Consider the following 23,342-nt stretch of genomic DNA (forward strand, 5'->3'; position numbering starts at 1 on the left):
ATGTGAGCGGTCAAGCGCTGTTGGGACGGACGAAAAGTGGCTACCCTACCCCTCGGTTTTTAACCCACGTTCGAGGTAGTCGAGGCCCGTCGACCAGTGTTTCGCGTTCGCTTCGGCATTCCCGGCTGGCGTTCCACCGTAGACCCAGTTGCCGTACTTCATCGATTGTGTGGTGGGTTTATGTGGCGGTCCGATCGCATGACCCGCATTTTCGAAGGCGAGGTGCTCGTATGGGAAGGACACGTCGCTGTCCTCCAGTCGGGGTATCGCACGTTCACTCAGCGCGGAGGACTGCCAGAGCTGGTCGTCTCTCCCGGTCACTAACAGGAGCGGCGCGTCCGTCTGTTCGACCGCAATCGTAGCGTCCCTGATTGCTTCCTCGGACGCTTGGTCGACAGCAGCCTCGTAGAACTTTCGAATGACGACCCCAGACTCGTCACTCGTTGCTGTCTCGGTGGCTCTATCGGGTGCGGGGATGTACGGCACTGGTTCTCCATCGACGCTCCATGTCGATGTCTTGAAGTTTTCACCGACCATCACGAGGCTGCTCGGAGCGAGGGCGACGACTGCACCAACCCAGTCGAACCGCGCGCCCAGCAACAGTGCGGCTTCACCGCCTTTCGAGGTTCCCCACACGCCGACCGGTCCGTCGACGACGTTATCGCGCTGGCGAAGAACCGTGGCAGCGGTATCGAAATACTCCAGTGGAACCCCGGAATACGTCTCTGTCGGCGTGATATCGTCAGTCCCGTACCACTGGAGCGCCAGGGTTACGTAGCCGTGTGAGGCGAGCAGCCGGGCCCAGTTTCGCAATGGCATCCCGCCGCTCCCGTGCAGCACCAGCACGCCCGGGTACGGTCCATCGCCAGCTGGTTCGTAGAGGAATCCCTTGCTGTCCGACGTGATACTCGACTCCGTTACCCCCTCGGCTTGCATCCGTCGCTGTAGCTGGTGGACCGTCTCTGTCGTGTCTGTCTCTGCGGTAATACGAACGGTCTTCTCGGCGCTGTCCCATCCCGTCCGGAACTCGCCGTCGGAGCCGTCGGGTTGCATCGACCAGCACCACCCCATCGGATCGACTCCATCGTAGTTCGCATCTTTTGGGGCCTGTTTGGATAGATCGACCACACCCTGCCCGTTGGCTTCGACCAGCATTTCGGAGGACCATTCGATTCCTTCTCCATCCTCCATCGTCGCGCGGACTGTCACCTCGCTCCCGGGCTCGGCACCGGTCACCCTGATCGACACCGATTCGTCTCGCAAATACTCGCCCGGGGCGTCGATGGAAAGGGGTGACTCCACTCCCTGTGACGTCGATGTGGCTGTCTGCTCGGGTTCGGTGCCAGATGGTGAGTCGCTACTGGATCCGAAGCTACAACCCGCTATTCCTGCTGTTCCAATGCTGAGTGCCGTCAGAACCTGCCGTCGGCTCAATTCGACGTCCTGCATCGTTCGCCCGGCGTATTATCAGTATAAATATGAAAAGGTGGCGATACTATATCCCCGAAGGCGGCCCTACCCTTCCAGATAAGGGTTACATATGTCGTAGTTTCGACAGGACCCTCCCAGTAAGCGGCTGTCACGTTCGCCGGCCATCGCTGCCGCTGGCAACCACTTCACTTACCGTCGCATTCGTACCCGGCTAGTTCAACTGACCGCGGCCGATCCGGCCTGCCGTCGCCTGTACTCGTTGATCAACCGGAACGCGAGCACGTACCCGACGGCGGCGAACACGACGGCCAGAATGACGTTCCCCGTCCACAGTCGGACCAACACGTCGCTCCCCATCGAGACAGAGACGCCGTCAAACGACAGACCGGGTACCGGCCCCAGAATCTGGTTGCCGAGCCAGAAGCTCGACGCGTACACGCCCCACTTGACCGGCGGATTGAGTATCAGGACAGACGCAAACAGCGCGACCTTGCTGAGCTGTTTGAACAGGTACGCGAGGACGAGGAAGGCGAGAAAGCCGGTGCCAAGCGTCGGCAGTGCGGTGAGGAACACGCCGACGCTGAAGCTCACCGCAACCTCTCGCGGTGAGTGGTCTTCTATCAACGCAGCCACTAGCTTCTCTTTGACCTGGTCTCGCGTCTGCGCTACTCGTCGGCGGAGCATCTACGTGCCAGAACGTACCGTGGGTACAAATCGCTTCCTCTCGTCCGGTGCCCCTGGTCCTGTCGCTGCGACAGTCCTAATCGCCCTCGCCGTCGGTTGCCATCGGCCGGTTTGTCGCGGCCAGCGTCGCCTCGAAGGTCTGTGGTGTGCTCGTGTCGGCCATCGTCCGCGCCGTCTCGACGGCGGTCGCGACGGCCTCAGTGACGAGCGGGTGGTCGTCCAGCGTCTCGGTGTAGGCAAGCCCGCCCCTGTCGAGGTCTGAGTTTGGCGGGAATCTCCGACTCGGTCGCGTCGGTTGGCGCAAGAAAGAGCGGCACGGCGACGGCGTGGTCGTGGGCGAGGTTGTACCTGACACATTCGACGGCGGGGTTCTGGAGCAGATAGCACGGTTCGACCTCGCCGAAGGCCGAGCGCTCGCGCAGGCGCTCGGCGTGGTACTCCGTCACCTGGCGCTGATACGGCTTGCCGCTGGAGCCGAAGGCGACGAGCGCGACGGAGGAATCGGGGGCCTCCGGGACTGCCGCGGCGGCACGGTCACGGATCGCTTCGGTCAGTAGCGGGCTGCGGCCGACTGGTTCACAGTAGTGTGTTTCGGCGTCAATTTCGTCGAGTGCCGCCGGCACGTCAGTCACCGTGGTGTGGTCGTGCGCGACGGTCATCGGCAGCGCGAATACGCGGTCGGCGTCGATGGCTACCAGTTCGTCGCGTAACTCCCGACGAGGTTCGTGGTCGTAGGTCAGCACCGTTACGTCGGTTGCTACGCCGCGCTCGCGCAGACGGCGAGCGTGTGTTTCGTAGGGCGTAGCGCGTGACGTGTCCCGACCGATGAGCAGGAGTGTGTCGTGTGGCATTGGTAGCTCCCCACGCTAAAACAACTCAACTTGTTTTAGCGAAAGTTGGCTTGCCTGAACGTTGGCAGGAACCCACTAATACCTTTGGGTACCCCGTCGTATCGGCTATCGACGACCGTCTGTTCAGCACACTGAAAAGCGGATCATACCGACGCTTGGCTGCAATCCCGGTCGCCTCGCGCCGGTCGATGCGTGTCGGCCTCGGGGCGGCCACTTGCGGCGGGTTCGCTCTAATTATTCCCGGCGTTGCCCTGACCGACGCAGCTGTGATGCACATTCTCGGATCAATGCTGCGGTAGTACTCGATTCTCTTTGAACAGTTCGCGACAGCCCACTTTCGAGTGGAGTAACGACAAAAACGAGAGGGCGGATCTACAGTTCGCTGTCGGGAACGACCACGACCTTCCCGAAGCCCTCGCGGTCCTCGATTATTTCGTGTGCCCGGGCGATCTCGCTCATCGGCAGCGTCTCGCGGACTCGCGGCTCCATCTCACCCTGCCAGACCAGATCCAGCACTTCGTCAGCCTGCCCGGGGTGGCCATCGTCGAGCCGATGACCTGCAACTGGTTCCAGAAGATGCGGTTGATGTCCGTCTCCGGGTTGCCGCCGGTCGTCGCCCCGCAGGTGACGACCCGGCCGCCCTTGACGAGGCTCTTGAGCGAGTCCTGCCAGGTCTGTGCGCCGATGTGGTCGACGACCATGTCGACGCCGCGGCCGTCAGTCAGGTCCCGGATCTCGCCCGCGAAGTCCGTCTCCTCGTAGTTGATCGTGTGGTCCGCACCCAGTTCCTCCGCGTAGTCGAGCTTTTCTTGGCTGCTGGCGGTGGCAAACACCTCAGCGCCGGCGTGGTCGGCGATCTGGACGGCGGCGTGGCCTACACCACCGGATGCCCCGAGGACGAGGACGGACTCGCCGGCCTTCAGGTCGCCACGGTCGCGCAGCATCCGCCAGGCGGTCTGGAACACCAGCGGCGACGCGGCGGCTGTCTCCCAGTCGACGCCCTCCGGGACCGGTGTGAGGTTCTCCGCCGGCACGGCGGCGTACTCGCTGTGGACGCCCCGGACGTGTTCGCCGATGATGTGGTAGTCCGGCGCGAGTGTCGGGTCGCCCTTTCGACTGAACTCGTCGCCACCGCCGCTTTTACCGGCGAGGACGGCCACCCGGTCGCCCGGTTCGAACCGCGAGACACCGTCGCCGACCTCGTCGACGACACCCGCGGCGTCACTACCCGGAATGTGTGGCATATCGAGGTCGACGCCGGGGAGCCCGCGCCGCGTCCAGATATCGAGGTGATTTAGCGCGGCCGCCTTTACGTCGATGACCACCTCGTCGCGGTCCGGTTCGGGATCGGGAAACTCGCCATACTCGAGTACATCACGGTCGCCGTGACTGTCGAACTGAACGGCTTGCATCGTTATCACTTCCCGTGGCTTGGTTATAAACGCCAGCCTCCCGGACTATACTGGTCATGATTGCACCACTGTGCCTACTTACTCTGTGTATGGCTGTTCTGTACCATCGCTACTCACAGACAACCTATCCTCATAATATGCGGAATATTTCTATTCACCGCGACTAAGATACTATTCGTACTTTATGTGGCGAGATGCCCGGAATATGATTTGAGAATAGAGAAAATATGTCTAAAAGAGCGGAAAAATCGTCCATCTGGCTGTAGTTTTCGGTATTACAGAACTGCATTCGAGTGTTGTGTGTTACTATTCACCATTGCTGGCTTGATGAGGAGCATACTTACCGCTTGAATCCGTTCTCTATGCCACCAATGGCACACACTTCAAACACACCCATCGGCCGCTCTCAGGTCGCTCCGACACGCGACTGCGTGGGTCCTCGCTGCAGGGCAGTGGTGACCGACCGATGAATCTCTCACTCGTTATCGTCGCGACGATGACCGGCGTCGCTACCGGCGTCGTGTTCGGACTGCTGGATGTTCCCATTCCGGCCCCGCCGAACCTCGCCGGTGTCATGGGAATCCTCGGAATTCTCGTCGGCTATCGACTCATCAAGTACTTCGATGTCGGCGTCAATCTGCTGTCGTTGCTGAAAGTCTGAGCAACTATACGGATTTTTTGAACCGAATCATACTACCCCGTTCCCAGAACGATGGTGACGGCAGTGACTACACTGTTGCCGTCAGTGGTCCGCGTGCTCGGTCCCGTTGTGCTGGTGAGTGTTTTCGTTCCCGCTGTGGTCGGTTCCAGCGTGGTCGTGGTCGCGAGTGCGGCGGCCGTGGTACGTGTCGAGCGTCCGTTCGAGCAGTTCGGTCCGCGTCTCGTGGCCCTCGGCGACCGGTTCGACCCACCGCGATTCGGTTCGCCAGTAGCCCATCACGTCGCCGGATGGCTCGATTACCTCCGCATCGAGGCCATCGACTCCCCAGTCGTCCGTGTACGCCTGAATGAACGAGACGACGACCGTCTCGATGCCAGCCGCGAGTTCGTGGCTTCGCGTGCTCTTCGTGACGTAGGTCAGCCTGATGCGGCTGTCTTCGACGGCGAGGGAGTCGATATCGACGAACCACTTCCGCAGATTGGACTCGAACGCGGCGAGTTCGGTGTCGGCAGGGATATCGGTTTCGTCGTCGCTACCGGCTTGTTCGTCGTCGTGGCTGTGCCCATCGCCGTGATCGTGACTGCCGTCTGTATGCGTGTGGCCGCGCGCCTCGTCGTGGTGTGCCCCATCGCCTGCCTGTGCGGGCGTTTCACTTGCCCCGGATGTCGCTGCCGAGCCGCCAGCTCCGGTGTCGCCGGGCTGCCCGTTCTGTGTGCCGCCGAGGCTGCTACAGCCAGCGCTGGTCACCGCAGCCAGCGCGAGGGTTCCGAGGAACCCACGTCGACTCCGTCGCTGGCTGGTGTCCCGCATGGCTCAGGTCCCCCGCCGCGTTGCGAGCAGCGCTGCACCGATGAGTGCAAGCAGCGTGACAACGGCAGTGAACCCGGGTCCGGACGCGGCGGTCGTCTCCGATTCCGCGGTTGCAGTGTCATCGGCCATCGTTCCCGCCGACTCGTCCTCGGTGTCTGGCGTGGCGGTCGCCGTGGCACCGCCGGATTCGCCGTTGCCGTCAGTCCCGGATTCGGCTTGCTGGCCGGCCGAAATCCAGACCGGGCTGGTCAGCGCTCGGTCGCCGTCTTCGTCGACGACGCGGAAGGCGACCCAGGCGTTCCCGTCGATGTCAACGTCGGTGCTCATGGTGTCGTTCGTGCCGTCGAGCGTGACGTTCGAGACGGTCGTGCCGTTCCGGATGACCTCGGCGTAGGCCAACTCATCGAGGTTCCGGACCGTTGCGGACGCTTCCACGGACGACCCGGCGGTCGTGTTCACGGTCTCGCCGGGCATCCTGTCGTCGACAGTAAACTCTACGGCCGGGCCGTACGTCGCGTACGTGTGCCCGTCTTTCACTGACTGGGCCCACTTGTCGGGTGTGACGGTCCCCTCGACATATGCTCGGGTGCGGGCGCTCCCATATTTCGCCGGGAAGCACTGCGAACAGTGGTCGTCGCTGACCCCGGTCGCCGTGATATCGTAGCCGTTGTTCCAGAGGGTAAACAGCCCCTGCACGCTCGCGGCGTCGGACTCGCCGTACGGGCCGTTGTACGCCTCGATGGCGTCGACCATCGGGAGGTACTCCTCGTGCTGTCCGGGCGCGCTGTCGAGGCTGACGAAGCGGTCACCCGGATGGTTGATCTGGAACACCGTCGCGTTGTGTCGGCTGCGGGACTCCTCGATGAACTCCACAAGGGTCCCGTCAGAATCGATCATCTCCTCGCCGTGCAGCGGATAGGGGTTGAAGTGCCCGAGGTCGCCCGTGGTGATCTCCTCACTCCGGACGAACATGATCTCGCGCTCCTGTGCCTGTGACTGCATCGCCCCCCAGCCGCCGATGGCGTTGTGGTCAGAGATGAACACCGCGTCGACGCCTGCCGATTTCTGGATGGCGACGAAGTTGTCAATGGGCGTCTTGCCGTCGAAGCTGACGCTACTGTGGGCGTGTGGGTCGATGCCGACCCAGTTGCGTTCGCTGGGGTCCAGTTCCTCGGTGAACGTCGCGTTGACGCTGACTGCCTCGCCGGGCGTCACCGAGATGTTCTTCTCGACTGGTTCGGCGATGTAGCCCGTCCCGTGGTTGAACACCAGCGTGTAGTTGCCGGGCGGGAGCTGGAACGAGGCCGTGCCGGCCGGCGTCGTTTCGGTGTAGACGGTCTGGACCGCGGTGCCGCCGTCGAGCACCGTAATCCGGGCATCGGCGGGACTGACCTCGCCCTCGTCGTCTATTGTTGCACTGACGTTGACGGGGGCCGGCCCCTCCAGCGAGTCGAAATCGGCGGTGGCCGTTTCGCCGCTGCTGACGGTGACGGATTTAGGATCTGATGCCGCAAACCCACTGGCATCGGCCGTCAGCGTGTACTCGCCGGCGGGGAGTTCGAGTTCGTACGTTCCGGTCTCCGATCCGACGGTGTAGGTGAACGCACGGTCGCCCTTCGAGGCGGTGACTGTGGCCTGTGACACGGACTCGTTGTCCGTGCTTTCGATGCTGCCGGTCACCGTCCCCGTCTCGGTTCCTTGTTGCTTGTTGTAGTACTCGCTGGTTCCGCTACTTGCGCCGTCCTCGCCGACGAAGAGGGCGAACTCCGCTGACCGCGTTTCGCCGGAATCGAGACGGTGTTCGAGCCACGGGTCAATCCAGGTCGTGGAACCCGTGTACGAGGTAAAGGAGCCGTTTCCGCCCCAGACGCCGTAGCTCACGCGGTCACCGGTGAGCGCGGCCCAGGGCTGGTCGAGTGTGTCGGCACTCACCGGCGGCGAGCGCGTCTCCTCGACCGTCCCCGAACCGGGGAGCCAGGTCGACTGCCCCTCGGAACTCAGTGCGGCCCCGCTCTGGAGGCGCTCGGAGTCATTGACCGGGAGGCGCTGGTCGCCCCCGTTCTCCATCGTGGTGTTAATCCAGATGTGGCTGGAGTTGGCCGGAAGCGTGTACGTCGTCGTAATCGAGACGTTCGGATTCGTACTGACGTGGCCGGTCGCGGTGACGACTGCCGCGCCGTTTGGCCCGGTGGCGTTCTGGCGCTCGAAGGATTCGTAGTCCGGCCACGTCCCGAAGTTGTTGAACGCGAACTCGGCGACGCCGATCTGGTCGGTCGTCAGCCCGTACGCGTTGGCGTCGTAGATACCGCCCGGCAGCGTGCCGAAGGGTCCGTTCGTCTCGGTGCCGATGGCGGCGGCGACTTCGCTGTTTTTCAGGACGATCGTCTCGTTCGCCGGCGTCTCGCCGCCCTTGATTCGCTCGCCGGTGACGGCGACCGGCTTCTCCGGTCGCTCGACGTGCCCCGACGAGGCCAGCCACTTCACCGTCCGGAAGAGGAACGGCCGTGTATCGGTCTGCTGGTGTTCGGCCTGCCACTCGTCGGTGAGATACGTCGTGACCGACTTCTGGCTGCCGAAGGCGACGACGCGGCCGTTGTTACCGATGTCCCACGTCGCGGCCGCACCGACGATGCGCTCGCCACGGGGGTACTCTTTCTCTGTCGTGGAGTAGGTGTACTCGTAGGTATCGCTGTCACCGTACAGCAACGGGGCCTGCGTCCCGTTTTCCGTATCGGTCACGTTGAGACTGACGCCGTCGTACTCCACGGTATCGACGTTGTTCATTATGGGATGCTGGCCCGTGTTGTGCAGAACAACTCGCCACTCGTAGTCCTCGACTGTCTTATTGGTCGGATCCTGAATGTTCCGGAGCCACTTGTCGCTCTCGCCGTTGAAGTGGAGCCCGTACGGGTCGGTAATGTCGTTGAGCTTGCCGGCGTGGCCCTGCAGTGGTGAGGTCCATTCACCGACGACGAACAGGCTGCCGCCGTTTCTGACGTATTCGTCGATTGCCTCCTGTTCGGCCTCGCTATAGGCCGTCTGGGGGACGGGAATGATGACTACGTCGTAGTCCGACAGCCCGTTCGCGGCCGAACTGTTCCACGAAGTTAGCCCGCCTGACGTCGACCGTTTCGTGTCGACGTCGTATCCGCGTTCGCTGAGTCGGTTTGCGAACTTCGTGAACGTCGAGCCTTGATGACTCCCGTCGATCAACACATCGACCCCGGCACCGCTGTTGTTGAGATCGACTGAATTATCAGGAACTGGACAACTACTGTCAAGCTGACAGGTCGCCCCACCGGCTGCGGCCGTCTGTGTTGCTGTCTGGCTATTCGCCGTTACCAACTCGTTTTGTTCGCTCGGTGCAGCAGCGGCACTTCCGATGAAGCCGGTGCTGACAACCGACAAAACGAGTAGTACGCTGAGTAGTACTGGCCGTATGTGATTTCTGTCCATCACTTCCTATACGGTATTGTGACTATATAGTTAAAATTTATGATAGACGCACTGTTTCCGGATACTGACCGTTCTCTGTAACGAACGACCGATTTCATCTCGGCTCTGCAAACCGTCGCCCGGACTTCGACACTGAGAAGAACCTACTCTTAACTGTCCCCTGCTATCACACCGCTTGGCCAGTATAAGACGGCGTTGACTGACACACCTGATCTGTCGGCCACACATTCCGACACACCGATTGTGGTAGCGACGACAGCCCAACAGATTCCCACAGAATACTGCGGTCTGTCTATAGCGGTGCTTCCGTGTCACGACCGGCACGTACCAGCCTTTAAGACCCGACCGGCGGAATTTCGGAGGTATGTCACGCAAAGTCTTCTTCGATACGGACCCTGGTTGCGACGACGCGGTCATGCTGGCGATGGCGCTCGGTCACGATGCAATCGATGTTGTCGGTCTTTCGACTGTCTGTGGGAACACGACTATCGAGAACACGACGCGAAACGCCCACGCGATACTGGATATCGGGGGCTACGACGTTCCGGTATCCCGTGGCTGTGGCCGCCCGCTCGTCGACGAACTCACGACCGCAGAGTGGATTCACGGTGAGAACGGGCTCCACGGCGATATCCCCGACGCCGACGGCGACACACGGGACATTCACGGGGCCGACGCAATCGTCGAAGCCGCCCACGAGTACGGGGACGAACTGACGATTGCGGCCGTCGGTCCGCTTCCGAATCTGGCACTCGCACTGGCAAAGGAACCCCAGTTACCCGATCTCGTCGAGGATATCTATCTCATGGGTGGGGCGGCGATGACGACAGGGAACGTCACGCCGATGGCCGAGGCCAACTTCCACAACGACCCTGCGGCGGCCAGCCGCGTCCTGCAGGACGCCAACACGCGGATGGTTGGCTTGGATGTGACCAACCGCGCCACCGTCGCCCCCGAGTTCATTGAGGAATTCCGTACGGCCGGTGGCGTTCGCGGGACCATCGCCGAGTGGCTCGACTACCGGCCCGACTCCGGAACCTACCCGCTGGCCGATGCGCCGGCCATCCACGACGCCGCTGTCGTCGCCGACATCATCGACAACTCGGTGCTCACCTTTGAGGAGTACTACCTTGAGGTGGACACGACTGGCGGACCCTGCCACGGAGCCGTCATCTGCGACGAGCACGGCACGACCGACAACGACCCTAACAGTCGTGTCGCTATCGACATCGATGTGGACCGTTATCGCGAGGTTCTCGAAACGGGGATTCAGGCCTACGCAACGCAGTAACAGCCGCTTTCTGTGTCGGTTTTGCTGGTATAAATTCCTCTTAGAGCGATACGAGGGTAGATCGAAACCAGACCACAGAAACACAGGCGACTGACCCGTTGCATCACGCGTATTCGGCCCTCTACTGTGCCGTTGCCGACTGGGCGAAATATGCCACAGCTTCTGTGGTTCATTTTGCGCCAGAGTACTGCACCAGCGTCTGTGTCGGTCGATTGTCGGACTCTTATCGAGGATGGTCCCAGCAAACATTTTATATAAAAGTTCAATCTAATGGATACTGTGGCACGAAGCAACAAAGATGACGTAGAAACCCCTTCAGCGGACCGAACTGAGAACGATACGAAGAACAGACCAGTCGACCGGCGGAAGTTCCTCTCGGCTACTGCTGCACTCGGCGCTGTGGGTCTCGCTGGCTGTTCTTCCAGTACTGAGGACGGGACCGAGCAGACCGACGAAGAATCCGAAGACGCTCAGGAGACCGCGACTTCATCTGGAACTGCCGAGACCGAATCTGAACCTGCAACGGGCGAGGTGACGCTCGTCCACGACACCCACGTACACGGTAGCTACGGCGACCTCGAAGAGGCGGCGAATATCGCCACCTACTTCGATCTGATGAATCAGATTGCGGACAATAACGAACACTCGATAAAGGTTGGATCTGGGGACGACCTGGCCACCTCCATTCTCTCCGCACAGTTCGACGGGAAACACATTGTCGACGCGTTCAACGAGGGTGGGCTGGAGTTCGACACGTTCGGAAACCACGACTTTGACAGAGGGCCGGCTGTTTTGCGGGACCGTATTATCGACAGCGAGTTCCAGTGGGTAAGCGCGAACGCCCGCAACACACAGACTGGCGACGTGTTTGGTGCTGAACAGGGAGCGAGCCAGTACGAACTCGTCGAGGCCGGCGACGTGACCGTCGGTATCACGGGAATCATCAACGTCGAAGCGCCCACGATCACTACCATGGGCGAGACTACTGAGGTCCCGGGCCTTGAGGAACCCGTCGACGAGGTCGTGACCGAAATGCGGGACGACGGTGCCGACCTCGTCGTCGTGCTGTCCCACGTGGCGAGCCCGGCCGCTGTCGAGCTTGCAGAGTCTGTCGACGGGATCGATGCCATCGTCGGCGACCACGCCGCGACGTTCTCAGAGGAGCCCCAAGTCGTGAACAACACGGTGCTTTCGTTCGTTGGCGACGAGTATGACTATCTTGGCGAACTGACGCTCACTGTCGAAGACGGGGAGCGGACCGACCACAGCCTGACGGTGTACGACACCGCTGCTGCGGTTGAGGAGGACCGTGTCGAACCGCATCCAGACGTGCTCGAAGTCGCCCAGAACTACGAAAGCCAGCTCAGTGACGAACTCGATGTCGTCATCGGGGAGACAACCGTTCCGCTCGATGCCCGCGAGGACACTGTCCGTTCCGAGGAATCGAACTTCGGGAATTACATTGCCGATGCGCTCCGCAGTCACGGCAATGCGGACATCGCAATCCAGAACGGTGGCGGCATCCGGACTGACGAACTCTACCCCGAAGGAGACATCACGAGACGGATGGTCTACAGCGTTCTCCCGTTCGGAAACAACCAGGTGACCATCGAGGTTACCGGTGACACGCTGGTCGAGGCGCTGGAACTCAGTTCGACCGGCGGGGGCGGATTCCTGCAAGTGAGCGGTATGCGGTACACCTACGACCCGGACAAATCGCAGGGCGACCGCGTCACTGAGGTAACGGTCGGCGGCGAGCCACTCGACACCGAAGCAACCTACACCGTCGCAACAAACGGCTTCACCGCCACCGGCGGCGACGGCTACACGATGTTCCAAGACGCTCCACGCATTATCGACGCAAACGAGGGCGAGCTGCTGTCGGTCATTCTTGAGGACGCAATCAAGGAGGACGGGACGATTTCGCCGTCGGTCGAAGGCCGCATCACGACAGCGTAACAGACAGATATGGACTCACTCGGGCCAACCGGTACTGTCTCGGCGCTAGCAGACGCTTTCCTGGTCTGACGCTCCGTCTCGGTGTTTCATCTCGCTCGTAGCTGGCGGGACACGGCCAAGCCACACCTCACGTGAGAAATATTGTCTCTTCGCTGTGTCTCCGAACGGCCCCTGACTACTGTTCTCCGAATGTGAGTGTCATGTGGTCGAACTCCAGAAACGCAGTCTGGTAGCCGCGGTGCCGCGCGATCTGCGGCGGGGCTCCGACTTCCAGCGTCACCTCGTCACCCATCGCGATAGCAGGGAACGGGGCACCGTAATGGTACCCCAGTTCGGGGTGAATGGCTGCCTTCAGTGGCTTGCGGACCTCTTCACCGGCGCTGGAAACAGTTGCTCGGAGGCCCATGAACGGGAGTGGATACTGGTTGTACGGTGTTCGAGCGGACACCGCGAGATACGGGCCAGAGCTGTCAATTCCTGCCGGAGCATTTCGAAGAACCTGGACCACAAATTTCGCGGCCCCACTCTCAACGATACCACCGTGATCTCCCGATAGCGCCCTCACCTCCGGCAGCGATCCGTTGGGTTTCATGTTCGTCTCCATTGGTTCGAGCGCCCCCGCCTGTCCCGCCTCGTCGACGAACCGCTCGCGAATGTTGTTCATGATGTCGGCTCTGAACAGCAGGTCGAACTCGGCGTCCACTGTGTCGGTGAACCGCCCGCGATACTCGCCTAACTGCCGCGCCGAAACCGGGTCAAACGAGAGTTGCACCGTGTACTCACCCTCGTCGGGAAACGCGACGTTGTCTCCGAAGTGGGGGCCCATCTGCTGGGACAGCATCGGCCACAGCGACTTCTCGGCCACACTGTCGCCGCTCGCGGCGTCTCGAACCTCGACTGGCGGGCTACCCAGTGGGATACGCTGGTTGTACTCCGGGTCCCACACGGTTGCCATAAGATGCAGACCCTGCCCATCGTTGATCCGTACGTAACTCTTCTCTTGACCAGCCAGTACCCAGAAGTCGTGAAGCAGTGTATAGGACATCGCCACCATGTACGGCCCCACCTGGGTCATACCGACCATCCGCATCCCGTCCTGATGTGCCGGGATGTGTACCAATGGGCGTTCCTGCGCAGTAGCTGTCGGGAGCTCGTTCTCCCGCCCCGCGTCGGTTCCCTCGGACGTTGCTTCGGTCCCGCCAGGTACAGCCCCGGATGGAGTCTCAGTCTCGCTCGTGGCGTCATCCCCCGTTGCACAGCCGGCGACACTCATCCCAAGTGCTACCCCGCTCGTAGCGATGAACTCACGGCGCGTAGGGTCTCTCCCGGGCCACATGGTTGTATGGTGATTACTCTCTCGGAAAGGATATAAAACCTTGTCAGGGACACACTATCGCCGTCGTTCGGGAGGACTGTGGGGTCCGGTCGGGTCACGACGGACGGGGGAACGAGCGCTTCGAGCGGGGCGGGAGCAAGTAGTTCCCGCGTCGAACTGTGGTAATGTACTGCAGTATCCCGTTGTTGTTCTTCGTGCCGACGCCGCCGACATTCGCAACGTCGGTGCCGTTCATGGCGCTCCGGGTCTGAATAAAGTCCGCGATGCTCTCCTGGAGACTGAGGAAGTGGACACCGGTTCGGCCATCGTCTACCGTCGCGAAGTCGCGTCGGAGGAGCCGTGGGTCGCCGTTCTCGTCTCGCGCACGTGCGAGCTTCTGTGCGTGTCCGACCACGCCTTCCTCAAATGCGTCGTCACTGACTCGGTCACCGACGCCAGTCTCCGAGACGAGCGACGAATCACCGAGGTTGTCGCCGACACCCTCGACCAGATCCTCCGCCGCGTGCGTCGCCGAGAACATCTTTGCGACGCGCTGCTCCCGGGAATCTTGATTGTACCACTGGTCAAGCTCTGTGCGTAGCAGTGAGAGGTGTTGCGTGGTGCCGCCTGAGAACGGACCCTCGGTGATCGTTACGCTGTCTTCTGTTGCCTGGTTCTGTACGAACCCCGATTTGAAACCCATGAACAGCGGTGCATCTTCGGGGACCGCTCCGTCCGGAACGCCGTCCACGTCGTCGTGTTCCGCCGGGAGCCCCGGACCGATAAATCCCGTCCGCCGATCGACCAACTCGACTATCCCGTCTATGGTTTCGGTGACTTCACTCCCGTTTGCGGTTTCCAACTCACCGAATAGCGCTTGCTTGGCCTCGAGCACCGCCGAAGCGCGGTCGCTTGCCAGATGAACGAGGAGATCCGGAGTATCGAACGACGGGTCCTCGAAAGGGGCTAGTGCCGCTGGCTGCGGCAGGTCAACCGACTCCGGCAGCGGCTCGTCATATCGGTCGAAGTATGCCGGGGAGTAGCTGACAGTAAACAGCAGCCCGTCAGACGCCCACCGATACGTCTCCTCTAGCTCGCGAAACGCGTTTGCAGCCTGCTTCCGGTCCACGTCGTTGACCGGTCCATCGCCAACATAGTCAGCCAGTAGCAACACGTGGTGCCGAGCGAGCACCGGATTGCCGTGTTCCTCGGTTCGAGAGAACTCGTTCCATGCGTGCTGTCGATTCGGCAGTTCAGCCGTCGATTCGGTTCCGTCTGGCGGGTCGGTATTGCGGTTAGCCTCTCCCGTCTCCGTTGGCTGGCTCTCTAGATCGAGGCAGGCTGCGAGCCCTGTCGATCCTCCGACGGCGACGGCTGCGCGGAGCGCTTCCCGGCGGGTCAGGGTCCTGTCTCCGTCCGTCATCAACTACTGTCTGTTCGGACGAGTCCGACATAAGTATTGGCCTGCTCTCCAACAGGACGACGTTTTGCGGCCTGTCTCTGCTGGATACGAGCTATTTCCGCTACTGAGACGATCAAAATAGACGGGAGACGCTCTCCAAGAAACCGTGCCGCTATTCGTAGACGTGGACGCTCCCGGTAGTGTTGTCCTCGATGTAGTCCCAGTCGTACTCCACACCCAGGCCGGGGCCGTCAGGGACACTGACCGTCCCGTCGTCGTCGACCGCATCCATCAGATCGGAGTAACCGCCCTCGTACACTGGCGGCTGGGTGTTCTGGCAATCCGGATGGACCAGCGCCATCTCGTAGTAGTTGGAGTTGCGGCAGGCGGCGATGCAGTGCCGCTGAGCGGGACCGGGCGCGTGGAACTCTACGTCCAGTCCGAACGCCTCGGCCATGCGGGCCACCTTGATTGCGCCGGTGATGCCCGCGTCGTATTCGGGGTCGGCCCGGAGGAAGTCAGTCGCCTCGCTGGCGGCGAAGTCGGATTTGATCTCCAGTCCGCGGATATGTTCCGTCTGGAGAATCGGGGTGTCGAGTTTCTGTGCCAGTTTCTTGTGGGCGTGCTGTGAGATACCGCCGTCGCGGAACGGGTCCTCGTACCAGAAGAAGTCCTGTTCATCGAGCGCCCGGCCAAGTTCCAGCGCGTCGGCGAACGTCTCCAGTTCGCAGGCCGGGTCGTGCATCAAGTCCATCTCGTCGCCGACCGCTTCGCCGACGGCGTGGACCGCCTCGACTTCGCGGTCGAGACTTCGGGCGTCGTCGCCGCCACCCCAGCCGTGAATCTTGAAGCCGCCGAAGCCTTCCTCGCGGCACTCCTCGGCGAAGTCGGCGAAGGCTTCCGGAGAGTCCAGCCCGCCCGCGTCGTCGCCGTGGTACGTCGACGCGTAGGTGGGAATACGCTCGCGGTAGGTCCCCAGCAGTTCGTGAATCGGGGCGTCGTAGTACTTCCCGGCGAAGTCCCACAGCGCGATATCCATCGGGCCGATGCCCATCCGATCGTATTTTCGGAGCGCGCGCTTGCATTCGGACCAGTGCTTCTCGCGTTTCAGCGGGTCCTTGCCGATGAGGTACTGGGCGGTGATGTTGTACTGGGCGGCTGCCGGCGAGTTACCGCCGACGTACTCGCCGGTGATTCCCTCGTCAGTATGAATCTGGATGCCGAATAGTTTCCGTGTGGTTGTCTCGCCCGGCGCATAGACCAGATTGAAGCCGTGCTTGTCGGTCCCCACGTCTTCGAGGGGGTACTCGAACTCTCGACTTTCGATCTTCGTTATCGTTGGCGACATTTGCCGGACATACTGTGGTGGGGGTATTAAAGCTACCCCGCGACAAACCCGAGGCCCTGTTTGAGTGACCGACACAGCAGCGACCGGACCTACGGTCTCACTCAGTCCAGCGCGTCAATACGACGAATACCGGGCTCACCCAGCCGAACCGAACAGCCGATATACAGCGGTTCGATGACTCGGGGATAGTCGAACGACACCGCGTGTTCGTGGAGTACCTTCGGGTCGCCGGCTTCGCCCTGCCACATATCGTGATGTGAGGGGAGCAACCGGGATAGCTGGAGCTGATTTGCGGCCTCGATAATCTCGTTTTCGTCCATATACCACTTCGTTCTGACACCGGAGTCGGGCTCGGGCTCGTAGATGGAGCCCACAGTGCCAAACGCCAGCGCGCCCACATCGATATCGAACTGCTCGCCCACGTCGGAAAACTCCTCTGCGGGTCGGCTATCACCGGCGTGGAAGAACGTCCCGGCGTCGTGCTCGATGACGTACCCCACCGGTTCGATGGCGTCAGGATCGTTCGTCCCAGTAACGTGCACGGTGAAATCACCGACAGCAAACTCATCACTGACGGCGATTTCGTTGCGCTGCTCGTCGGGCACCTGCAGCTCACCGTCATAGTCCGGAGAGTCATACGATGCCGACGGCGCATACAGGTCCGCGCCGAGATCCTCGACCAGTGGGCCGTACGACGGCGGGTGCATGTGGTCGATGTGTTCGTGTGTGACGAGTGTGGCATCACACTGTGTCGCGTCGTCGGGGTCCATCGGCACCGGAATCATGCGGATGAGGTTCGGTGGGTCGCCAGTCCCGAAGTAGGGGTCGATGTACAGCGTCGTCGACTGCGAGCGGAGTACGAAACCGTTACAGCCGAGATACCAGATCACGACGCCGTCACCGGGGTCTGTCGCTTCTATTTCGTCGCGGACAAACCAGTCGTCCCACGTTGACTGAACCATGCGCTGAACTACACTTGGCCGGGTCAAAAAATCTCGCACCGCGTTCAATCGAGCGTGACCGTCGACTCCGTTTCCGAGGCCTCGTAGACGGCCTTGATCGTGTTGATGTCGACGAGGCCGTGTTCCCCGTCGGCGTAGGGCTCAGTGTCGGTCAGCAGACAGTGAGAGAAGTACTCGAACTCCTCTTCCATCTGGTCGATCTGTTCGAAGTCGATGTCGACTGTCGTTCCCTCGTGGGAAAGCTGGAGCGCACGGTCGTCCCAGGGGTAGAAGGCCGGTTCGACGCGGACCTTGCCTTCGGTTCCGAGTACGGAGATGTGGCTGTCGAGATGGGCGTTCTGGCTGGCGGTACACACCGCGTACACGTGGCCGGGGAAATCTAGCTGGAACGCCCCGTGTTCGTCGGGCACGTCCGCAAACTCCTCTTGCACCGATGCGACGGTTCCCCGGACGGCCACGGGGTCGGCATCCAGCAGGAATCGGCTCGTGTTCAGCGGATAGATGCCGATATCCATGACGGCACACCCACCGGACAGCTCCCCGTCCAGCCGCCACTGGTCGGGGTCGGGGACGAGTTCGAGAATGGGTTCGGTCATGTTGCCGTGGACGAACAGCGGCTCGCCGATGTAGCCCTCGTCGATGAGGTCCTTCGCCCGCCGGACGGCTGGCTCGGTGTGCATCCGATAGGCGATCATCAATGTCGCGTCGTGTTCCTCACAGACCTCGACCATTCGCTCGGCGCGCTCGATGGTGGCCTCCATCGGTTTCTCACAGAGGATCGCCTTGTCCAGTTCTGCTGCCGTCTCGACGTACGGGAGGTGGAGCGCGTTCGGGGTGACGATGTAGACGGCGTCGTACGCGTCGCTTGCGGCCCCGTCGTGGAACTCCTCGTACGTAATCGCGTGTTCGACTGTCTCCGAATTAGCTGCCACGTCCGCCGCTTTCTCGCGGTCGCTGCTGACCAGCACAGTCGTTTCACAGAGCTCCGCCGCGTCGACGGCGGGCATCGCCTGTTCGGTGGTCCACCAGCCGACGCCGATCATCGCGAACCGAACTGGGTCGTCGGTCTCTGTCTGTTCTTGCCAGTCTCGACGGTCGAATCCTCCCGTGAGCGCGTCAACGTTCATACCATTGTGGTCAATTGGCTGGATATTATCTTTTGTGTTGGCACGCCCGTGTCAGCCTGCACTGTCCCAGTGTAGCGAATGATAGTTCATATCAGACGTAAAGATATCCCGAAAGAAGATATAGTCGTTTGCTATAGTGGAACAAGCTACTATTCTCAGCCGCAGAACTTCGACACCAACCGGTCGATAATTCGCGGGGAAAATGCTGTTTCACTGGCTGTCTGTGGCCTGTCTTCGTCCCCGCTTTCCGGTTTCGGTATCGAGAATAACGACAGTACAACCGTTATGGAAGCCGTTCCACCATTATGAATGGACGACCGTGAGCGGAGCACCACGGTTCGTTTGATAGGGGCTGTTTGAAACTCCATCTCATTCGACGCGTTCTCTGTGGACAGAACAAATGCTATAGCCGACGACGAAGTGGCGCTGTGCCCAACCGAATACTGGTCTCGTTTCTCGCCATACTCAGGTGGGTCCAGCCAGTGGCATTAACGGCAGCGAACCTCCCTGGCTGCCGGCGCGCTACTACCGAGAGTGGAGCGTCTGTATGGGACAGACAGCGCCGATGCTGGGACCGGTCCACCACCGCTGGTCGGTTGGGCTACGACCATGACTTTGCACGCTCTTGTGGTTGACAAGAGCAATGGAAAATAGCGATTAGTACCATATAAAAACTATGTGACAAAAATACCACTTCGCAGTTAGCGGTGGTGGCCGCCTCGATTAGCTGTTGCGGTACACCGTCTTGATGTAGCTGAAGAACTCCAGTCCGGCATCACCCTGCTCGCGGTAGGTGTTCGTCGAGGAGCGCTTGAGACCGCCGAAGGGAACGTGCAGTTCCAGCCCGGTCGTCTTCTCGTTGACCTTGACCACGCCGGACTCGGACTGCTCGATGAATTCGTTTTCCTCCTCAATTCGGTCGGTTACGATGCTGGCCGAGAGGCCGTAGTCGATGTCGTTGGCGACCTCAACACCTTCGTCGAAGTCGGAGACAGACATGACGGCGAGCACTGGCCCGAACACCTCTTCCTGTGCGATGCGCATATCGGGCTCGACGTCGGAGAAGACGGCTGGCGAGATGAAGTTCCCGGCGTCGTACTCGCCACCGGTGAGTTCCTCGCCGCCCGTTTCGAGGGTCGCCCCTTCCGACTGTGCGATGTCGATGTACTCTAGGCTCCCCGCGAGCTCGTCTTCGCTGACGTGGGGACCCATGCCGGCCCGGTCGAGGCCATCCCCGATTTCGAGGGACTCGGCGTAATCGACGATGGCGTCAAGGAACTCGTTGTACACGTCCTCATGGACGATAGCCCGGGAGGTCGCCGTACAGGCCTGGCCTGTTCCGCCGAAGGCTCCAGCTCCGACGATGTCAGCCGCTTTGTCCACGTCGGCGCTCGGCATGACGACCGTCGGATTCTTCCCGCCCATCTCCGCCTGTGCGCGCTTTCCGTGGCTCGTTGCCTGTTCATAGACGTGCTCGCCGACCGAAGCACTGCCCGTGAACGACACCACGTCGACATCGTCGTGGGTAGTCAACCGCTCGCCGACCTCGCTCCCGGGGCCACACACCAGATTGATAGCGCCGTCCGGAATCCCGGCCTCGTCTAACGCCTCAACGATCATCGCGCCGACGGTCGGTGCCTGCATCGCGGGCTTGATGACGACAGTGTTGCCGACCGCAAGTGCCGGCGCGATCTTCCAGGCCGGGATTGCGATGGGGTAGTTCCATGGCGTGATGAGCGCCGCGACGCCCATCGGCTCTTTCTTCGTCTGCAGCCCGGCGCGACCGCCGCTGGGCTGTTTGACGGTGCCCCCGAAGTCGCGAGCCTTCTCCGCATAGTAATAGAAGATATCAATCGCACGCTGTACCTCGCCTTCGGCTTCGCCGAGCGGTTTCCCCTCTTCGCGGGTCAGCGTCTCCGCAAGTTTGTCTTTCCGGGACTTCAGGATTTCACCGGTCTCACGCAGGATCGCACCGCGCTCTGGGCCGGGCATCCCGTCCCACTCGTCTGTTGCTGCTGCCGCGGCCGCAACCGCTTCGTCCGCGTCCGCCGCCGAGGCCACCGGAACCGTGCTGACGACGTCAGTCTCGTCTGCTGGATTCGTGACCTCCTGTGTCTCTCCGCTTCCGGTCCACTCACCGCCGATATAGTTCTCGTACGTCTGCGTCATACGTTTGATTCATCTCATTCCCAATACTTACGCGTTTCCCATCCTTCGCTGTGCCGCGTCGTTCGACGGTATGGAACGACAGCTGATGCCGGTGTGTCACTGTGGTAATATGCATGACAAGCACCGTAGCCAGTATAACCGGCGTCGCCGGTCCAATCCCGGACCCGATGACTGATTTACAGCGGAACCGCAAACGCCCAGAAATAGCTATCGCTGTCAAAACAGCAAACAACACAGGATCTGTGTGTTGGCAGATCTGTCACATGGGTAGTGGCTGCTTTGTGATTCCTGTGACACTGGAAATACTGTTCTCTCTGTGATGCTCGAATTCTGTTGCTGTGATACTATGGCTGATCGATTATCTGACTACTTCTAGTATATAAATCTATCCCACAGTATAACATGTGTATGCGTGTTATCGGTCTGCTGTTGACAGTCGTACCGCTGGAGTGGTCGTCGTGAGAAGCTCTCTATAATTTGATATAGCAATATTAAATTTATGCCGGCAAAACACACCGTTCAGTGAAACTCAGTCAACGCGTATAGTCCAGCCATTTCTCCCGAATTCGGCCAAACAGACTACTCTAACGACACTATTTGACTATCACATTTTAATTTCGAAAATATAATACCAAAATGGCGTATATGGGAGCAAAATGTACGATAATACTTATATATCGTGCTATTTTGGTACTGTCTGCCGACCCCGGATATCTTCCCGAAATTAAACACGGGCCTGCTCGTTGTCTACCCTTTCAAGAAGCGCACCAACAAGTTCGCTCTTCCGGTGTGAGACCAGCAGATGGCAGTAAATATCGTCTTCACTGTCCGCGCCACAGTTACACAACGGGCATCCGTATGTGTGGCTCTTTGCCGCCTCGGTCGCTCGCTCAGGGATGCTAGCTTGCATACGCGGGTGTTGTTCCGTGCTGAACATAGCAGTTTCTAGGACCGCTATGTCACTCTCATTGTGTATATAGAGTCCTTCTCTAAGAACTCCATCGGAACCAACACTATCCGGTAGCACACCTCACCTCTGGTCCAGCGCCGCGACAAGTCTCACAGTCCGTGCACCTCTCTTGCGCACCGAACAGGACTTCCGCTAGTCATACAGCTCACCGAAGCCAACGTACTGTGAGCAGTACCTGCTGCGAAAATGACTGCATTCTTAGCTATATTTCCATTATATGTTCGCCGAATGGAATATATATGGCTGAATAGTCTAGTTTGAATATATACGCCCTCTCGGATGTCGCTCAACGGCGCGGCTACCAACGGCTGCTCGATAGTTCGCTCGCCCTCGTAACATTACCATGCTGCGCTCGCTCCCGTAATCGTCGTATTCGTTCGTCTGTCGGTGGATGCGTCGATAGGAGGCGCGAAAGCTCGCTATCCGCTTCACTGTGAACGTATAACTGTCGCAAGAGACCGGGTTCCGGCTTCGACGCCTGCTCGATTTTTGCGAGGGCCCGGGCAAGTCCAACAGGATTCCCTGTTATCTCGACCGCGCGGTCGTCGGCTGCCAACTCGCGACGTCTGGAGTAGCCGAGTATCAGCAGCGTTACGGCGAATCCGAGACCGGAAACGACCTGCAGCGAGTACCGTTGTGCCCGGCCAAGCCAGGATCGCGACCACGACGACGGGTCGCCGCGCAGTAATGCGAATGAACGGGCGATACCACCGGTTAGCACCACGATGGGGAACAACATGAGGCCGATGAGTCCGATAAGCGTCTGGACGAGACTATATCCGACAGTCTGAACGAGCGCATCGCGGGTCTCAAGATGCGCGAGTTCGTGTGCGAGAAGTCCCTCGAATTCTTCTGTGGACAACAGCCGGAACAGCCGCCTGTCGACAACGATAGTGCCAGTGCCGCTGCCGATAGCGAACGCGTTCGGGACCGGCAGCTCTGCCAGCAGTAGCGTCGGTGTCTCGACATCCATCTGATTGACAAGCGTGTCAAGTCGGCGGTAGATCTCTGACGCACGCGCTCGTGAGAGTTCGACCGCATCGAGGGAGCGCTTGAGCCGCGCCGTTGCAGCCCAGTAGTTCACAACGCCGAGCGCAATCGCCGTCCCGAGAGCGACTAGAGCGGCTATCAGTGGTGATGGACGGCTGTCCCACACTAGCAGAAGCAGCAGATACCCGACGTATGCCGCCACGAGATAGACCAGCAGCGAAAACAGTCCGACGACGGCCATGAGTAGCCGTCGGGTCACAGCCATGTTCGCCGGTACGCCGTTGTGGGAAAAAACCGCTTCGGTGGTGCCACCACCGATCGGTCCTTCGAATGCTTCGATGCCAGCTTCGCAATCATCGGGCTATTTGATATAGCGACATTAGATTTACCTCATCTACGGAAAACAGGTCGTTACTTTGCTGTATCGGCGATAAAACAGCGTCTCAGGGCTTGAAATGGTGATTGGAGTCGGTGGCGCACACGGTAGCCGACACGCCTTTTTCC

The 23,342-nt window shown here is 60.5% G+C and carries 15 protein-coding genes and 2 pseudogenes; 3 read left to right on the top strand and 14 right to left on the bottom strand.

Annotation, left to right across the window (positions count from 1 at the left end; all coding sequences use genetic code 11):
• Positions 1-45: 45 nt before the first annotated feature.
• The 4 genes and pseudogenes from ACODNH_RS11785 to ACODNH_RS11800 form a co-directional block, all read right to left on the bottom strand.
• Entirely contained in the window at positions 46-1,449 is a 1,404-nt protein-coding gene (locus tag ACODNH_RS11785) for an acyl-CoA thioester hydrolase/BAAT C-terminal domain-containing protein (RefSeq protein ID WP_434531421.1), read from the bottom strand.
• Positions 1,450-1,647: 198 nt separating this feature from the next.
• A complete protein-coding gene (locus ACODNH_RS11790; protein ID WP_306704314.1) occupies positions 1,648-2,115 on the bottom strand; it encodes a DUF2062 domain-containing protein in 468 nt (155 codons plus the stop codon).
• 76 nt (positions 2,116-2,191) lie between these two features.
• A pseudogene (locus tag ACODNH_RS11795) lies at positions 2,192-2,966 on the bottom strand (CbiX/SirB N-terminal domain-containing protein).
• A 372-nt stretch (positions 2,967-3,338) separates the two neighbouring features.
• Positions 3,339-4,378 (bottom strand): annotated as a pseudogene (locus ACODNH_RS11800) (zinc-binding dehydrogenase).
• Between the two features lie 466 nt (positions 4,379-4,844).
• On the opposite strand from ACODNH_RS11800, the gene ACODNH_RS11805 reads away from it, so the two are divergent.
• Complete coding sequence (locus tag ACODNH_RS11805) at positions 4,845-5,039, top strand: XapX domain-containing protein (RefSeq protein WP_306704321.1); 195 nt, start codon at positions 4,845-4,847, stop codon at positions 5,037-5,039.
• An 81-nt stretch (positions 5,040-5,120) separates the two neighbouring features.
• Here ACODNH_RS11805 and ACODNH_RS11810 read toward each other — a convergent pair whose 3' ends face one another.
• Both ACODNH_RS11810 and ACODNH_RS11815 read right to left on the bottom strand, forming a co-directional pair.
• On the bottom strand, positions 5,121-5,849 hold the full coding sequence (locus tag ACODNH_RS11810; protein WP_434531422.1) for a hypothetical protein: 729 nt from the start codon (positions 5,847-5,849) through the stop codon (positions 5,121-5,123).
• A gap of 3 nt (positions 5,850-5,852) precedes the next feature.
• Positions 5,853-9,305, bottom strand: coding sequence for a CehA/McbA family metallohydrolase (locus ACODNH_RS11815; protein WP_306704325.1), 3,453 nt, complete (start codon positions 9,303-9,305; stop codon positions 5,853-5,855).
• Between the two features lie 364 nt (positions 9,306-9,669).
• Between ACODNH_RS11815 and ACODNH_RS11820 the strand changes: the two genes are divergently transcribed.
• Positions 9,670-10,596, top strand: a complete 927-nt coding sequence (locus ACODNH_RS11820) for a nucleoside hydrolase (RefSeq protein WP_434530314.1) — start codon at positions 9,670-9,672, stop codon at positions 10,594-10,596.
• A 270-nt stretch (positions 10,597-10,866) separates the two neighbouring features.
• Positions 10,867-12,555: a bifunctional metallophosphatase/5'-nucleotidase gene (locus tag ACODNH_RS11825; protein WP_306704329.1), complete on the top strand. Its 1,689-nt coding sequence runs from the start codon at positions 10,867-10,869 to the stop codon at positions 12,553-12,555.
• Between the two features lie 175 nt (positions 12,556-12,730).
• On the opposite strand, the gene ACODNH_RS11830 is transcribed toward ACODNH_RS11825, so the two are convergent.
• From ACODNH_RS11830 to ACODNH_RS11865, 8 genes are all read right to left on the bottom strand, one after another.
• Entirely contained in the window at positions 12,731-13,891 is a 1,161-nt protein-coding gene (locus ACODNH_RS11830; RefSeq protein ID WP_434530315.1) for an iron transporter, read from the bottom strand.
• A 94-nt stretch (positions 13,892-13,985) separates the two neighbouring features.
• Complete coding sequence (locus ACODNH_RS11835) at positions 13,986-15,293, bottom strand: DUF7405 family protein (protein WP_434530316.1); 1,308 nt, start codon at positions 15,291-15,293, stop codon at positions 13,986-13,988.
• 151 nt (positions 15,294-15,444) lie between these two features.
• The gene (locus ACODNH_RS11840) at positions 15,445-16,620 is read right to left on the bottom strand and encodes a mandelate racemase family protein (RefSeq protein ID WP_434530317.1); all 1,176 of its coding nucleotides are present in this window, start codon (positions 16,618-16,620) and stop codon (positions 15,445-15,447) included.
• A gap of 101 nt (positions 16,621-16,721) precedes the next feature.
• Positions 16,722-17,582, bottom strand: coding sequence for an MBL fold metallo-hydrolase (locus ACODNH_RS11845; RefSeq protein WP_306704340.1), 861 nt, complete (start codon positions 17,580-17,582; stop codon positions 16,722-16,724).
• A 44-nt stretch (positions 17,583-17,626) separates the two neighbouring features.
• Complete coding sequence (gfo6, locus tag ACODNH_RS11850; protein ID WP_434530318.1) at positions 17,627-18,709, bottom strand: D-xylose 1-dehydrogenase Gfo6; 1,083 nt, start codon at positions 18,707-18,709, stop codon at positions 17,627-17,629.
• Positions 18,710-19,432: 723 nt separating this feature from the next.
• Positions 19,433-20,878: an aldehyde dehydrogenase family protein gene (locus ACODNH_RS11855; RefSeq protein ID WP_306704345.1), complete on the bottom strand. Its 1,446-nt coding sequence runs from the start codon at positions 20,876-20,878 to the stop codon at positions 19,433-19,435.
• A gap of 724 nt (positions 20,879-21,602) precedes the next feature.
• Positions 21,603-21,788 carry a hypothetical protein gene (locus ACODNH_RS11860; protein ID WP_306704347.1) on the bottom strand — a complete coding sequence of 62 codons (186 nt, stop codon included), beginning with the start codon at positions 21,786-21,788 and terminating at the stop codon, positions 21,603-21,605.
• A gap of 358 nt (positions 21,789-22,146) precedes the next feature.
• Positions 22,147-23,103 (bottom strand): M48 family metallopeptidase, encoded by a 957-nt coding sequence (locus tag ACODNH_RS11865; protein ID WP_434530319.1) that lies wholly within the window; start codon positions 23,101-23,103, stop codon positions 22,147-22,149.
• Between the last annotated feature and the right edge of the window lie 239 nt (positions 23,104-23,342).

The organism is Haloarcula sp. NS06 (assembly GCF_051122755.1).
In the GTDB taxonomy this organism is placed as follows: domain Archaea; phylum Halobacteriota; class Halobacteria; order Halobacteriales; family Haloarculaceae; genus Haloarcula.

Coding starts and splice junctions, on each gene's coding strand:
- ACODNH_RS11845 (WP_306704340.1), bottom strand. CDS start 17,582: ATGGTTCAGTCAACGTGGGACGACTGGTTTGTCCGCGACGAAATAGAA.
- ACODNH_RS11860 (WP_306704347.1), bottom strand. CDS start 21,788: ATGCAAGCTAGCATCCCTGAGCGAGCGACCGAGGCGGCAAAGAGCCAC.
- ACODNH_RS11790 (WP_306704314.1), bottom strand. CDS start 2,115: ATGCTCCGCCGACGAGTAGCGCAGACGCGAGACCAGGTCAAAGAGAAG.
- ACODNH_RS11855 (WP_306704345.1), bottom strand. CDS start 20,878: ATGACGCAGACGTACGAGAACTATATCGGCGGTGAGTGGACCGGAAGC.
- ACODNH_RS11840 (WP_434530317.1), bottom strand. CDS start 16,620: ATGTCGCCAACGATAACGAAGATCGAAAGTCGAGAGTTCGAGTACCCC.
- ACODNH_RS11830 (WP_434530315.1), bottom strand. CDS start 13,891: ATGTGGCCCGGGAGAGACCCTACGCGCCGTGAGTTCATCGCTACGAGC.
- ACODNH_RS11825 (WP_306704329.1), top strand. CDS start 10,867: ATGGATACTGTGGCACGAAGCAACAAAGATGACGTAGAAACCCCTTCA.
- gfo6 (WP_434530318.1), bottom strand. CDS start 18,709: ATGAACGTTGACGCGCTCACGGGAGGATTCGACCGTCGAGACTGGCAA.
- ACODNH_RS11865 (WP_434530319.1), bottom strand. CDS start 23,103: ATGGCTGTGACCCGACGGCTACTCATGGCCGTCGTCGGACTGTTTTCG.
- ACODNH_RS11805 (WP_306704321.1), top strand. CDS start 4,845: ATGAATCTCTCACTCGTTATCGTCGCGACGATGACCGGCGTCGCTACC.
- ACODNH_RS11835 (WP_434530316.1), bottom strand. CDS start 15,293: ATGACGGACGGAGACAGGACCCTGACCCGCCGGGAAGCGCTCCGCGCA.
- ACODNH_RS11820 (WP_434530314.1), top strand. CDS start 9,670: ATGTCACGCAAAGTCTTCTTCGATACGGACCCTGGTTGCGACGACGCG.
- ACODNH_RS11815 (WP_306704325.1), bottom strand. CDS start 9,305: ATGGACAGAAATCACATACGGCCAGTACTACTCAGCGTACTACTCGTT.
- ACODNH_RS11810 (WP_434531422.1), bottom strand. CDS start 5,849: ATGCGGGACACCAGCCAGCGACGGAGTCGACGTGGGTTCCTCGGAACC.
- ACODNH_RS11785 (WP_434531421.1), bottom strand. CDS start 1,449: ATGCAGGACGTCGAATTGAGCCGACGGCAGGTTCTGACGGCACTCAGC.